Source organism: Nocardia sp. XZ_19_385 (assembly GCF_015355755.1).
In the GTDB taxonomy this organism is placed as follows: domain Bacteria; phylum Actinomycetota; class Actinomycetes; order Mycobacteriales; family Mycobacteriaceae; genus Nocardia.
The window spans coordinates 66,389-80,333 of record NZ_JACVEE010000002.1 but is presented as its reverse complement, the minus strand read 5'-3'; the positions used below and the strand labels follow the sequence as shown (position 1 = coordinate 80,333).

Sequence of the window (13,945 nt, the reverse complement as noted above, 5' to 3'; positions counted from 1 at the left end):
CTACACCGGTTCGGTAGCGGCCCGGACGATTTCGGGCAGCGGGTCCGCGAACTGCCAGCCCTCGGCCAGCAGTTCGTCGACCGCCGCCACAGCCGTGGCCAGCCGGGCCGCCCGGTCGCCACGCATGATCCGGAACCGTTTGCCGGTGCGCGCGAGCTCCTCCCGGAAGCGGCGGGTCATCCACGGCCGGAGGTGCTCGCCGTCCCGGAGGCCGTCGTCTTCGAACGGAACTCCGGCGTCGTCGGTCAGCAGGTAGAGGTCGCGCCGGGTGCGGGCGGCGATCCGCTCGACCTCCGCGTTGCGTCCGCCCAGGTACCGCTCGTGCCAGATCCCGCTCGCGAAAGAGTCGGTGTCGCAGATCAATACCGGCGCGCCGTGCCGGGCCGCGCTGTCTTCCAACGCATCCTGAGTGCGGGCGATCACGGGGAACTCCTCGGAGCTGAAAGACACTGCGGCCCAAGTTGCCGCCGGGTCCACGGCCCGCGCGGCCGCCAGCTTCTCCTCGCTGTACCGACGCCCGTACTCGGCGACCCAGCCGGTGTCGGCCCAGATGCCGCCGCGCCGCCGGTAATGGGCGGCCAGGTCCATCGAGAGCGTGGTCGTCCCCGTGGACTCGGCGCCGAGGACCACGACCCGTCGGGTCAGTGCGGCCCGGACGGCCGGGCCGAGGAATTCCCAGGAGCCCACCGGGTCCTTCCGCACAGCCGTCCCCGATACCGGGAACTCCGTCCGGTCCACGTCCACACAGATGTTCTCGGCACCGAACCGCCGCGCGAGCTCGGCCCCATATTCCTCCGAGGTGAAAACGGCGTCGACCGGATCCGCCACGGCCGCACGGAAAATCGCCATGTGCGCGTCCCAGATCGCCGGGTCGTGCAAGTCGACGGGAATGTCGTCGACCGCGCCGACGACCTCGGCATCCGGATGAGCCTCGCGCATCCACGCGACCCGGTCGGTCAGTGAGATCGATTCCACGGCGGACGCGCACACCAGGACGGTGAGTCGCGCACACCGGGCCTCGGCGGTGCGCACCAGATGGTGGTGCCCGGCGTGCGGCGGGTAGAACTTGCCCAGCACCAAACCGTGGCCGAAGCGGATCATGCTGTTGCGCCCAGCGTTTCGCGGCCCGGGGCGGGGCTGGACATCGAGCGCCGCCAGCGCAGCAGCCCGGCCACGCACAACGCGAGGAAGCCGGTATACAGCAGGGCCGTGAGGTACAGGTTCTTGTGGATGTACAGCGGGATATAGACGAGATCCGCCGCGATCCACAGGTACCACGACTCCAGCCGCTTGCGGCACTGCCCGTAGGTGGCCATCAGCGAAAGCCCGGTGGTGAGGGCATCCCAGAAGGGAACGCTGGAATCAGTAGCACTGCTGAGCAGGACGGTGAGCGCGCACACCCCCGTCACCCCGGCCACGCCGAGCACCGCCCATTCGGTAGTCGTGGTCCGGCGCACCGGCAGCACCTCGGCGGACCCCGGCCCACCGCCGTGCATCCAGCACCACCACCCGTACCCCGCCAGCGCGATGAAGACGACCTGCAACCCAGCGTCGGCGTAAAGCCCGGCCTGGGCGAAGAGCACGATGAAGAAGATATTGTTGGCAATCCCAATGGGCCAGTTGGCGATATGCTGCCGCCCCACCAGCCATACGCACAGCGCACCCGTCGCGAACCCGAGGATCTCGGTCCAGCTCGTCGCCCAGCCCACGAAGGCCCCCTCCTGTCGCGTGCCCGCAGGCCACTGTTACTCCGTGCCGGCGGCCCGATCCCCGTCGACGACGATCGGCAGGCAGGTCTGGATGAAGTCCGCGCCGAAGGCGGTGAGGAGGATGCTGCGGTGGAACACCTTGGTCCCGAAACCGGAGCGCTTCAAGACATTCCGGGCGGCCGTCTGGGCTTCGAGAAGCTGGTAGCGATTCGGATTGCCGACCGGTTCTGAGACGAACTCGATCAGGCCGAGCCGGGTCAGGTTGGGCAGGTACTGCTGGATCCGGTTCGGGAAGCGCAGCCCGGCGTGCTCACCGAGCAGGGTGAGTCCCGAGACCCGGCGTTCCGAGCCGAGCGCTCGCGGCCGTCCGGCGCGGATATCGATGGCGGGCTGCGGACCGTCGGTGTGCAGGAAGCGCAGAATGCGCGCTTCATCGGGCGTCAGATCGGCGAGCATTCGCGCGAAAGCCGGGTGGATGTCCTGGTTTTCGGCGTGCGTGCTGGCCGACAGCCGCAACAGCGCGGCGCCTTGTTCGCGCAGTGCGGGCACCTCGGTGGCCTCCGTGCCGGCGCCGGGAATGCCGAGCGCGCGGCGCACCGCGCCTTTGAATTCGGATTCGGCTTCGGCGAGTACCTCGGCGGCCGGTGCGCCGGCGATGCTGCCGCGCACCACCGTCTTGCCGACATCGGCCGCGGTGCCCACGCCCCAGGCGGTGGCCTTGGAGGCCGCCGAAATGGCAACGCGCGCAACGCCGACACCGGCGCGGACGGTTTCGCGCGCCGACGGGCGGGTGCGCGCGGGGGGCTCGGGAACTGGCAGGGGAGTTACCGGCCGCCGGGCGATCTCCGTCGACGGGCGTGCGTCAGCGGATCGCTCGACGGCCGAAAGATGGTCGCCGCCGTCAGATTCCGTCATAGCCATGTTGTCGCTACTCCCGTTCCGAAGATCAGGATATGAGCGTATCCGGCAAACAGGCCCAGCACACCGCCATGCAGAAAAAGCAGCCATTCGTCCTGCTTGATGGCCGAGCGCAGCATGTCGACGAAGTCCGGCGGCGAGAGTTGCGACATCTGCTTGGCGATGTAGTCGTTGATCTGGCGGCCCTGGCGGATGTTGAAGTCCGGGTCGGCGAAGGCCATCGGGGCGATGGCCTTGGCCTCGTGCGTCAAAGTGTCCTGCAGCGAATCGTATTCGCGGCTGCCCAGCATGAACTTGACCGCGGGCCGGGCCGGGCCGAGCGCGCGGTCGGCGGCCGGGCGCAGGGTGTCCTCCAGCATCTGCATGGTGCGGTCCGAGCGCGGACCGTTGAGCAGCTCGTCGCCGATATTGGCGACGGTCACCACTTGACTGGACACCAATTCGGCGTAGCCGTCGGTGATTTCGGACTGGCGCTTGATCAGCAGGCCCTGCCGCCACGGGCACCACCACTTCGGGTAGGCGGGCGCGAAGATCATGTTCAGGCCGACGTAGTTGACCACCCAGCCGATGATCACGCCGCCGACCGGCAGCACCACCAGCGAGGACCAGCCGGTCACATGCAGGACCGCGACCAGCACCAGACCCATCGGGGCGCCGAAGTAGAAACCGAAGTTCTGCATGAACCGCAGCTCTTTCGCGCCCAGCACCTGGAACAGCGTATTCAGCAGATGCGGTCGCGCCTGGAAGTAGCGGATCACCATTTGTTTGACGTCGAGCAGCTGATCGATATTGGCGCCGAATTCCTCGGTGAGTTCGCGCAGAATGTCGGGCAGCTGCTGGCGCACCCGGGCGTGCACCATGTCGCGCACCTGGGTGGGCAGGTTGTACCAGAGCTGAGGATGCTCGCGGCGCAGGATTTCCTCGACGATGTTCTCGATCTGCGCGTCGGCGACGCTGATGAATTGCTCGGCCAGCTTGTCCGGTTCGAGCTCACGGTAGAAGTCCGCGACGCTACCGAGTTTGGCCAGGCCTTTGTCCACGGCGATGCTGGCCATTTTGTCCGCACGCGAGGGCACGATGCCCTGCCAGCCGATGCGGCCGTCATAGCTCAGCAGCGGCAGCACCTGAATTCGCTTGGGCAGGAACGGGAACACCGCGCGCAGGCCGGGTAGGTGGAAGCCGTGGAACGCGATCGGCTTGAACAGCATGAGAATGCCGGTCCAGTTGGTGATATAGCCGATGACGCCGGTGAACAGCGGGATCGTCAATAACTCCAGGAGGATCGTCGGGTGTACCCCGAAAATGCTCTCTAACACGACACCCTCCTGCCGACACACCCGGTCACCGCCGCCTCGCCGGGCCCTCAAACTAGCACCACGGTGTCCGATTTGTGGAGCCAGCCGTCGGTGCCGTACCAGACAGCCCGAGACCTCAGTCACAATCGGCGGCCGGAATGTCGCATCGGACAGCCCCGGCGGCGAGAATGATCGCGACCACATTCCGGTGCAGGGGTCACCCGGTTGTGACCCGCGCGGCTCTCGGTTCGGCATACCCCGGGCGTCGGCGGGCAATAATCTGTGGGCAGATTCGTTCATCGGGCAATACATCGGAGAAGACGTGGCAGACGACAGGACCGGACAGGACATCACCCGAGCCGGTTCCCGCTCTATGGAGCGCAGCTCGGATGTCGAACAGCGCCAGATCAGCAATGAGGCACGGCTGATCCGCGGTGTGTTCCGGGCGGCCGGGCTGGCCGCGGGTTCCGCCGTGCGCGGCGGTACCTGGGCCGTCAACACCTCCTACGAGGTGACCAAGGAGATTGCGCAGGCCGCCCTGGACGGCGAATCCTCCGCCGATATCGCCGAGCGCACCGGCAACGCCCTGCGCTCGATCGCGCGCAGCGCGCTCGGCGTCACCGAGGGATCGGTGCGCGAAATCGTCAGCTACGTACCGACTCCCGGCAACAACAACGGCCCGAGCCAGCAGCCGGCCCTGACCATGGGTTCCCAGGTGCGCTCGGCAAGCACCGAGGAGCTGCGCCGGCGCGGGGACGCGCTGCTCGCCCGGTCCGCGGATGTCTACTTCACCGAGGACGTGCACCCGGCCTACGACCGGATCCTGGACCAGTTGGCCCCCGACGAAGCCCGCATCCTGCGCTTCATGGCGCTCAACGGCCCGCAGCCCGCGGTCGATGTGCGCACCAACCGGCCGCTGGGCATCGGCTCGGAGCTGGTGCGCGGCGATCTGACCTCGGTGCCGGAGCAGGCGGGCGTGCGCTACCCGGACCGGTCGCGCTCCTATCTGATCAACCTGAGCCGGCTCGGCCTGACCCTGACCTCGGACGATCCGGTGGTGCTGAGCCGCTACATGGTGCTCGAGGTGCAGCCGGTGGTCGAGGCGGCGCTCAAGCAGGCCGGGCGGGCGCCGAAGATCGTGCGCAAGAGCCTCCGGCTGACCGAATTCGGCGAGGACTTCTGCCGAACCTGCTTCAGTATCGGTAATTGATCCCGGCGTTCGCCGGGATGACGGAGATTTCTGATCTTCGGCGGAGATTGATAGCGAGATGATACAAATCTCCTGAAGCATCGCGGCTTCAGATGGGATTGTTGAGTTATGGGATCGGCCGAGCAGCACCTAGGTAACCGGGGGACCGATGATGTCTCGGCCATCAGCCGCCTGAAATACCGGTATCTGCGCACGCTCGACACCAAGTCTTGGGATGAGTTTTCCGAGACCATGATTCCCGAGGCGACCGCCACCTACAGCGAGTACCTGCAGTTCGAATCGCGCGACGCCTTCCTGGCTTTCATGCGCAACACCCTCGGCCCGCACGTCATCACCGAGCACCGCTGCGACCATCCCGAGATCGACGTGGACGGCGATACCGCAACGGGCACTTGGTATCTCGCCGACACCGTGCTGATCCCCGCGCACAACATGCTGCTGCGCGGGGCGGCTTTCTACACCGACAAGTACGTGCGCTGCGAGGACGGGCGCTGGCGGATCGCGCACACCGGATACGAGCGCACCTACGAGGTCGTGCTCTCGCTCAGCGACTTGCCGAGCCTGCGTTTGACTTCCAGCCGGTGGGGGCTGATCGCCCGCGAAGACGGGATCGCCTCGGTGGAGAAGGATCCCGGCAAGCCCCAGGCCTAATCGGCCGCTGCCACAAGCGGTTCCAGCGTCATCTTCGGCATTTCCTTCTCGATGTACTGCAACCGCCACTTGTCGCTGAACAGCGCCAGCAGCACACCGTCGCTGCGGGTGAAGACCTCGACGCCGCGCTGGCGGCCCAGCTCGTCGGCCGAGGCGGCGTCGGTACGCCGGGCGATCGTGTACGGCAGGAAATCCAGATGCGTTTCGACGTTGTATTCGCCCAGCATGCGGGCGCTGACGACCTCGAACTGCATGGGGCCGACCGCCGCCAGCACCGGTGAGGCGTCGCCGCGTGCGTCGTTGCGCAGCACCTGGACGACACCCTCGGAGTCGAGCTGGTCGATGGCCTTGCGGAACTGCTTGTACTTGCCCGCGGACTGCGCGCGCAGCATCGCGAAGTGCTCCGGCGCGAAGGACGGGATCGGCGGGAACTCCACCTTCTTGTCCACGAACAGTGTGTGACCCGGAGCCAGGGCGGTGGCGTTGACCAGGCCGACCACGTCACCCGGGTAGGCGGTGTCGACGGTGGTGCGGTCCCGGCCGAACACCGTCAGCGCGTATTTGGTCGCGAACGGGCGACCGGTCTGCGCGTGCGTGACGACCATGCCGCGCTCGAATTCGCCGGAGACGATCCGCATGAAGGCCAGCCGGTCCCGGTGCGCGGTGTCCATACCGGCCTGCACCTTGAAGATGACCGCGCTGAACGGATCGGTGGTTTCGCGTGCGGTGCCGTTGACGTCGGCGCGCGAGCCGGGCGCGGGCGCGAGCGCGACCAGCGTTTCCAGCAGCTGGCGCACGCCGAAGTTCAGCATCGCGGAGGCGTAGATGACCGGGGAGGTCTGCCCGGCGAGGAACATCTCCTGGTCGTGGTCCTGACCGGTGGCCGAGAGCAGTTCGCTTTCCTCGGCGGCGGTGGTCCAGGCCTCGCCCTCGCGGGTCTGGGCTTCTTCCGGAGTCAGGTACTCCTCGGGAGCGATGGTCGCGCCGCCCGCGGTACGGGTGAAGTGGATGTACTCCTCGGCGTCGCCCTCGTTTCCGCGGCGCAGCAGGCCACGGAAATCGCCCGCGATACCGACCGGCAGGAACAGGGGAGTCGGCGTCAGGCCGATCCGCTCGCTGATCTCGTCGAGCAGTTCCAGCGGTGCCTGACCCGGGCGGTCCCACTTGTTGATGACGGTGATGACCGGGATGCCGCGGTGGCGGCACACCTGGAACAGCTTCAAGGTCTGGGGTTCGAGGCCTTTGGCGGCGTCGATGAGCATGACCGCGGCGTCGACGGCGGTGAGCACGCGGTAGGTGTCCTCGGAGAAGTCCGAGTGACCCGGGGTGTCGACCAGGTTGATGACGTTGTCGATATCCGACCCGGCGGCGCGGTAATTGAACTGCAATGCGGTGGAGCTGACCGAGATACCGCGGGCCTTCTCCATCTCCATCCAGTCCGAGACCGTGGACTTGCGCCCGGCCTTGCCGTGGATCGCGCCCGCCTCGGAAATCATCCGGGCATGCAGCGCCAGCGCTTCGGTGAGCGTGGACTTGCCCGCGTCCGGATGCGAGATCACCGCGAAGGTGCGGCGCCGGGCGACCTCGGCGGGCAGACCCTTGGGGGCGACCTGCGAGCTGTCGCCGGCGGCTTCGCGCGAAGTCGAACCGTCAGCGAGTTCCTCAGAGGAGGTCAACGGATGAGCCTTTCAGGGTGACGGACAACCGTTCCAGCTTAGGCGGTGTGCCGTTCCCTGCTCCGACCCGGGGTTTCGGCCGAAATGTACAGTCGCTGACCTCCCGATTAATTCCGGGCCATCCGCTTGCGGTACAGTGTTCGGGTTGTCTCGGCGAGGGTGTTTTACAGCACCGTGATCGACGCGGCGCGGCTCCATGGCCGTCGTCCTCGTTGTCTTCGCCCGACGAGTAGACCAACTTGCCAGGATGCGTGTTCTTCAATGCGACACCGTCCTGGCCCACAGCTGACAGCCACCGTAGAGCCGTAGGAGTAGATCTAGTCATGTCTGACGCCAACCTTCTGGAAGCCGCCGTTCGCACCGAGTTCGGCAAGGGCGCCGCCCGCCGCACCCGTCGTGCCGGCAACGTTCCCGCCGTTCTCTACGGCCACGCCACCGATCCCCAGCACCTGTCGCTGGACGCCAAGGCGTTCGCCGCCATCCTGCGCCAGCACGGCACCAACGCGGTGCTGAGCCTGGTCATCGACGGCAAGAAGCACCTGGCGCTGACCAAGTCGGTCGTCGTGCACCCGATCCGCCGCTACATCGAGCACGCCGACCTGCTGGTCATCAAGAAGGGCGAGCGGGTCACCGCCGACGTGCACGTCAGCCTGGTCGGCGAAGCCGCCCACTCCACTCTGGTCCAGCAGGACTCCACCACCCTGTCCATCGAGGCCGACGCGATGAAGCTGCCCGAGGCCATCGAGGTCTCGATCGAGGGCCTCGCGGCCGGCACCCAGATCAACGCCGGTGACATCACCCTGCCCGCCGGTGTCACCCTGGCCGCCGACGCCGAGACGCTGGTTGTCAACATCATCGCCGCCCCGTCCGCCGAGTCGCTCGAGGAGACCACCGAGACCGAGGGCGAGACCGCCGCGGCCGAGAGCGAGTCCGAGGCCGCCGAGAGCGCCGAGTAAGAATCTCCTGGTCTTCGATGACCGACTCCGTGCCCGCGCTCGTGGTCGGACTGGGTAACCCCGGTACCGAATACGAGCGCACCCGGCACAACATCGGCTTTCTGGTCGCCGACGTGCTCGCTGAGCGCGTCGGCGGCCGTTTTGCCGTGCACAAGAAGTCCGGCGCGGACCTGCTGCAGGCGCGCCTGGACGGCCGTCAGGTGCTGATCGCCAAGCCGCGGTCGTACATGAACGTCTCCGGCCGCCCCGTCGCGGCGCTGGCCAAATTCTTCTCCGTGCCGCCCACCGAGGTGATCGTCGTGCACGACGAACTCGACCTGCCGTTCGGAGCGATCAAGCTCAAGCGCGGTGGCGGCGAGGGCGGGCACAACGGATTGCGTTCTGTCTCCAGCGCTTTGACCACCAAGGACTACCTGCGCACCCGCATCGGCATCGGCCGTCCGCCGGGTCGCCAAGACCCGGCGGACTACGTGCTCAAGCAGTTCGCGACGCCGGAACGCAAGGAAGTCCCGGTGATCGTGGAGCAGGCCGCCGATGCTGTCGAGCTGCTGCTGCGCGTGGGCTTGGAGACCGCGCAGAACCAGCTGCATTAGACCGGCAGCAGCACCGTCGCCTCCTAAGTGCGGGTCGCCAGCACCAACGCGAAACGGTTGTCGGGGTCGGTCCAGACGTGCTCGGTGCTGAAACCCGCTGTGTTCAATTCGGTTTCGAGTCCATCCAAGCGGAACTTGGCGGAGATCTCGGTCCGGAGTTCCTCGCCCTGCGCGAATCGCACCGTGAGATCGAGGTCGCGCACCGTGACGGTCATGTCTTCGGTTGCCGCCAAACGCATTTCGATCCACTCCTGCTCGGCGTCCCAGAGTGCGACATGGGTGAACTTCTCCGGTTCGAAGTCCGCGCCGAGCCGATTGTTCAAGACGTGCAACACATTCCGGTTGAACTCGGCAGTGACGCCGGCCGCGTCGTCGTAGGCGGGGACGAGGATCGCCGGATCGATGACCAGGCCCGCGCCGAGCAGTAGGTGCTCACCCGGCTCCAGCACCTCATGGATGCCTTTCAGGAATTCCGCGCGCTCGTCCGGCACCAGATTGCCGATGGTGCCGCCGAGGAACGCGATCATCCGCCGGCCACCGCCGGGCAGGTTGTGCAGGGTGTCGGTGAAATCGCTGACCACGCCGTGCACCGCGAGGCCCGGGAACTCGGTGGCGACCTCGTCTGCCGCCGCGCGCAATGCCGAGGCGGAAACATCCTGGGGGACATAGGTCTTCAGTGGACCCTCGGTGCTGAGCGCGGTGAGCAGCAGCCGGGTCTTGGCGGCCGACCCCGCGCCGAGCTCCACCAGCACCTCGGCCTGCGCGGCCCGGGCGATCTCGCCGACCACCCGTTCCAGCAACGCCCGCTCGGTGCGGGTGGGGTAGTACTCCGGCAGCTCGGTGATCCGCTCGAACAGCTCGCTGCCCCGCGCGTCATAGAACCACTTGGGTGGCAACGACTTCGGAGTCGAGGTCAAGCCGAGCCGGGCATCGCTCCGCAACGCGGTGGTGAGGTCGTCGTCGGATAGGTAGATCTCCAGCGTCGGTGCGATCATAGTGGTACGCCTTTCGGTGATACTCGAAGGTGCTGCCAGGGAAGAAGATTCGTGCGGCCGGTTCACGGCGCGGCCGCCTGGGAGTCGGCCCGCGCCAGCGGCTCCACCGAGAGGAAGCCGGGACGGGCCGTGACCAAGCTTCGGTCCGGAATCGGCTGCCAGCGTGGATCGCCGTCGTACGGTTCGGAGGACAGGATCGCGAAGTCATCGGTGACCAACGCCGACAGCGCATGGTGAACCGTTGTGGCCCAAAGCTGTTCGCCGTCGCCAAGCAGAAAGTTCAGCCGCGCGTCCGACGCATGAGTGAGCACAGCGGTAGCCAGCAGCGCCAGCGCCGCACCGGGGGACTCCACGAACCCTTCGGGCCCCGCCGAATCCAGCAGCTCACCCAGCAGCACCCACAGCGCCGCCGAATCGGTAGCCGCCTCCGCCTCCAGCAACCGCGCCGTCTCGAACAACCGCGTCGCCCCCCACTGCGTCGCAGCGGTATCCAAATCCGACGAAACAGCGGTAACCACCCGCCGCCACTGCGGCACAACACCGTTGTGACTGAACGCCCACCGCCCACCCAGGAACGGAGCACAAGCCGCCCGCTCCACCGGCATCCCCACAGTGGCCGACCGAATCGACGCCAGCACCGACCCCGACTTCAACTGCGGCAGAACCTCTTCCACCGCCGGATCGGTCCAGATCGGATCCGGATTCCGATACCTGCTGACGACCAGCCCTGCCCCGACCCCGATCCCGGAGTCCGGCACACCACCCCGCCCGGAGATATCCCCGCGCCCCGCCGTGAGCACCTGGCCCCCCTCGCTCTCCGATGAAGGCGCCGGCTCGGCCACCCGCCACCACGCGACCCCGAACCCATCCGCGTTGATAGTCCCGCCACCCCGCATCTCACGCGGAGCCCACGCCTGCGTCCGCAGGGAATGCGATCCCCGAGTGAGCAATTCGCCGACAGCAGTCTCGGGCCCTACATATCCAAGATGTCTACACATCAGCGACCACCTCCGCAGTGCCGCTGGGGGTGACGACTTGATTTGCGGCGCATCAGAGTTCCTCCGGTCGCAGGTCGCGGGCCAGGCGGAAACCCGCGAAGATTTGGCGGCGGATGGGGTGGTCCCAGTTGCGGAAGGTGCTGCGGCAGGCGACCGGGTCGGTGCCGAAGGAGCCGCCGCGGAGGACGCGGTAGTCGCCGCCGAAGAAGACGTCCGAGTACTCCTTGTAGGGGAAGGCGTTGAAGCCGGGGTAGGGGTCGAAACCTGAAGCGGTCCATTCCCAGACGTCGCCGATGAGCTGGTGTACGCCTGCCGGGGTAGCGCCCGCTGGGTAGGCGCCGACTTCCGCTGGTTCCAGGAGACGCTGGCCGAGGTTGGCTGTGCGGGAGTCGGGTTCGCTGTCGCCCCACGGGTAGCGGCGGGAGGCGCCGGTGGCGGGGTCGTAGCGTGCGGCTTTTTCCCATTCGGCTTCGGTGGGTAGTCGCTTGCCGGACCAGTTCGCGTAGGCCTCGGCTTCGAACCAGCAGACGTGCAGGACAGGCTGATTCGGGTGCAGCGGGGTCGGCACCCCGAATACGCGCCGCCACCACTGACCGGCGGGGTCGCGTTCCCAGAACTGTGGTGCGACCAGACCGGCCTCCTGGCGGTGTGCCCAGCCGCGTTCGGACCACAGTTCTGGTCGTTCGTAGCCGCCGTCGTCGATGAAAGCCAGGTACTGCTCGTTGGTTACAGGCACCGCATCGATGGCGAAGCCGGGCAGGTGTTTGCGATGGGCGGGGCGTTCGTTGTCCAGCGCCCACGGCTCGGTCGAGGTGCCCATCGTGAATTCACCGGCGGGAATAACGATTTCGCGGCCGACGAGATTCGGCACGGTGCCAGCTGGTGCGGGCGCTGCGCTGAGCACTGCGGCGCCGGTACGCAACTGGTGGGTGGCGAGCATGGTTTCGTCATGCTGCTGCTCGTGCTGGGCGATCATGCCGAACGCGAACCCGTCGTCGACCAGGGCGTCACCACGTAAGGCGCTGGCGTCCAGCACATCCCACACCTTCTCGCGGACCGTGCCGACGTAGCCCCGGGCCTGGGTCGGATCCAGGAGCGGCAGGGCCGGACGGTTGGCGCGAGCGTGTTTGAACGCGTCGTACAGTTCGTCGATGTCGGAGCGCACCGCTTCGCGCCCACCGACATCGCGCACCAGCCACAGCTCTTCCTGGTTGCCGATGTGCGCGAGATCCCACACCAGAGGGCTCATCAGCCGCGAATGCTGTGCCACCAGTTCGTCTTCGTCGAGTACATCGGTCAGCGCCAGCGACCGCTGACGTGCCCGCGTGAGCACTTCGGCGATCTGGCTCCGCAGCTGCTCGGTGCCGTTGTTGTCGGTCGCGGGTAGGTGATCAGTAGTCACGAGAACTCTCCAGAGTCGATGAATCCGCGCTGGAATGGGGGATTCGCACCCATCCGGCGTCCCAGCGCAATGCGGGACGCGCGCCTGTGGATGACTGTGCATAGTCGAGCAGGGGCCATCATGATCAGGCCCCTTTGCCGCTGCCGGCTGTCGGAATGCGGGCAGATCGGAGATCACCGGTGGGGGTCTCCCCCCGGCGACATCGGCGCGACGCGTTGTCGAGTTCCGTTGCCGTGGCCGCATTTCCCGCATGCGCGGCGGCCAAGGCGAGCAGATCCGCCGCGATGGCCCGGATCTCGGGATCGGCGAGTCCGCAGCGGGCCGCGTCGAGCCAGCATCCGGCCAGCGGTTCGGCGAGCGCCGTCGCCTCGGCAACCACCGCCGGGCTGGACATGAGGGCTTCGACCGCGTGGATCGGGGTGGCCCAGCTGTCCTCGGGTTGTGCGTCCAGATAACGGATTTCGAGGTGGCCGGATGCCCGTACCGGCGGAAACAGGGTGGTCAGGTGGTAGTCGAGGTCGGGAAGGTCGGGGCGACGGCCGATTTCGTCGTCCAGAGCGCCGGAGAGCCAGTCGGCGAAGGTGGCCCCCGGTGGCGCGGCCCAGCTGTCACCGTCGGGTTGGCGGACGCACAGCAGTGGCACATCGAGGGCCCAGCGGCTGTAGGAGACGATCGGGTCGGACCAGTCCTCGGCGGGCGGGCGGGTGCGCGCATAGTCCAGGCGCAGCCAGGTGCGCATGCGCTGGGAGGCCCAGGCGCCCGCGGGGGCGCCGCGCAGAAAAGGGGAGCAGGCGAAGGCGGCGAGCAGGGCCGGGCCCAGGACGTACAGGGCTTTCCAGCGGGCGGCCACTTCCGCGCGGTCGGCGCCCGCGTCCACGCTGACCTGGGTGGCGGCGGTGTTGCACATCATCAGCTTGCCGAAGGGGCCGATGCCGCCGAAGGATTGCTCCATGGCGTGATAGCGGGGGAGTCGCAGCAACCGTTTGGGGCGCCGGTCGGCGTCGGCGGCAAGGGAGACGGTGCGGATGGCGCGGGATTCGAGGAGTTCGCGCAGCAGGCGGGCATCACGGGCCAATTGCTCGCACAGGCGTGCGGCGGTGGCGAACGGAGCGCTGGAGAGTTCGATCTGACCGCCGGGTTCGATGGTGACCCGGCTGCCCCCGGGCAATGCGTGTGCCGGTGAATCGGGGGCGATGGACCGCGGTGCGTAGGGTCCGAGAGCGGCGGCGAGTGCAGTGAGCTGCGGGCGGGGCGCTGCGGCTGGTCCGGATGCCGAACACTCACCCTGCACGGTGAGCCACTCGAGTTCGGCACCGATCAGCGTGGGTGGGCCCAGCTTGAAGCAGACACCGCCGACGTAGGCTTCCGCCGCGGCCCGCGTGGACAATTCCCCCGATGTGGTGACGCGACCGGTCGAAACCGAATTCGCGAGCGTGACCGCCATCCCAACCTCCACCATGTTTCGTGCGGGCTGGGCTGGGGCCCAGCGCCGTAGGTTCGTGTTGCTTGTGCGAGCCCACTCGAGCCGGGCCGACCCAAACC

13 protein-coding genes are annotated in these 13,945 nt (G+C 67.5%); 4 read left to right on the top strand and 9 right to left on the bottom strand.

Annotation, left to right across the window (positions count from 1 at the left end):
* From IBX22_RS13110 to IBX22_RS13095, 4 genes are read right to left on the bottom strand one after another with little or no spacing between them, the layout of a single operon-like run.
* Positions 1-1,101, bottom strand: coding sequence for an AAA family ATPase (locus tag IBX22_RS13110; protein ID WP_194815858.1), 1,101 nt, complete (start codon positions 1,099-1,101; stop codon positions 1-3).
* Positions 1,098-1,709, bottom strand: coding sequence for a nicotinamide riboside transporter PnuC (pnuC, locus tag IBX22_RS13105; RefSeq protein ID WP_194815857.1), 612 nt, complete (start codon positions 1,707-1,709; stop codon positions 1,098-1,100). The genes IBX22_RS13110 and pnuC overlap by 4 nt, the downstream gene beginning before the upstream one ends.
* Positions 1,710-1,745: 36 nt before the next feature.
* A complete protein-coding gene (locus IBX22_RS13100; protein WP_228538804.1) occupies positions 1,746-2,624 on the bottom strand; it encodes an Abi-alpha family protein in 879 nt (292 codons plus the stop codon).
* Positions 2,621-3,943, bottom strand: coding sequence for a hypothetical protein (locus tag IBX22_RS13095; RefSeq protein ID WP_194815855.1), 1,323 nt, complete (start codon positions 3,941-3,943; stop codon positions 2,621-2,623). The genes IBX22_RS13100 and IBX22_RS13095 overlap by 4 nt, the downstream gene beginning before the upstream one ends.
* Before the next feature lie 301 nt (positions 3,944-4,244).
* On the opposite strand from IBX22_RS13095, the gene IBX22_RS37450 reads away from it, so the two are divergent.
* Together IBX22_RS37450 and IBX22_RS13085 are read left to right on the top strand one after the other, a co-directional pair.
* Complete coding sequence (locus IBX22_RS37450) at positions 4,245-5,132, top strand: DUF4393 domain-containing protein (RefSeq protein WP_309234597.1); 888 nt, start codon at positions 4,245-4,247, stop codon at positions 5,130-5,132.
* A 108-nt stretch (positions 5,133-5,240) separates the two neighbouring features.
* Positions 5,241-5,783, top strand: a complete 543-nt coding sequence (locus tag IBX22_RS13085) for a nuclear transport factor 2 family protein (RefSeq protein ID WP_194815854.1) — start codon at positions 5,241-5,243, stop codon at positions 5,781-5,783.
* Here the strand turns inward: IBX22_RS13085 and IBX22_RS13080 are convergent.
* Positions 5,780-7,378: a peptide chain release factor 3 gene (locus IBX22_RS13080; protein ID WP_375540263.1), complete on the bottom strand. Its 1,599-nt coding sequence runs from the start codon at positions 7,376-7,378 to the stop codon at positions 5,780-5,782. The two genes, IBX22_RS13085 and IBX22_RS13080, sit on opposite strands and share 4 nt — an antisense overlap.
* A gap of 404 nt (positions 7,379-7,782) precedes the next feature.
* Between IBX22_RS13080 and IBX22_RS13075 the strand changes: the two genes are divergently transcribed.
* Both IBX22_RS13075 and pth read left to right on the top strand, forming a co-directional pair.
* A complete protein-coding gene (locus IBX22_RS13075; protein ID WP_194815852.1) occupies positions 7,783-8,415 on the top strand; it encodes a 50S ribosomal protein L25/general stress protein Ctc in 633 nt (210 codons plus the stop codon).
* A gap of 17 nt (positions 8,416-8,432) precedes the next feature.
* Positions 8,433-9,008 (top strand): aminoacyl-tRNA hydrolase, encoded by a 576-nt coding sequence (gene pth / locus IBX22_RS13070; RefSeq protein ID WP_194815851.1) that lies wholly within the window; start codon positions 8,433-8,435, stop codon positions 9,006-9,008.
* A gap of 23 nt (positions 9,009-9,031) precedes the next feature.
* Here the strand turns inward: pth and egtD are convergent, their stop codons facing one another.
* The 4 genes from egtD to egtA all read right to left on the bottom strand — a co-directional run bounded on the left by egtD (position 9,032) and on the right by egtA (position 13,847).
* Complete coding sequence (gene egtD, locus IBX22_RS13065) at positions 9,032-10,003, bottom strand: L-histidine N(alpha)-methyltransferase (protein WP_194815850.1); 972 nt, start codon at positions 10,001-10,003, stop codon at positions 9,032-9,034.
* A gap of 62 nt (positions 10,004-10,065) precedes the next feature.
* Entirely contained in the window at positions 10,066-11,001 is a 936-nt protein-coding gene (locus tag IBX22_RS13060) for a class II glutamine amidotransferase (protein ID WP_228538803.1), read from the bottom strand.
* A 52-nt stretch (positions 11,002-11,053) separates the two neighbouring features.
* Positions 11,054-12,403, bottom strand: coding sequence for an ergothioneine biosynthesis protein EgtB (egtB, locus tag IBX22_RS13055; RefSeq protein WP_375540238.1), 1,350 nt, complete (start codon positions 12,401-12,403; stop codon positions 11,054-11,056).
* Between the two features lie 124 nt (positions 12,404-12,527).
* Entirely contained in the window at positions 12,528-13,847 is a 1,320-nt protein-coding gene (egtA, locus tag IBX22_RS13050) for an ergothioneine biosynthesis glutamate--cysteine ligase EgtA (protein ID WP_194815848.1), read from the bottom strand.
* Between the last annotated feature and the right edge of the window lie 98 nt (positions 13,848-13,945).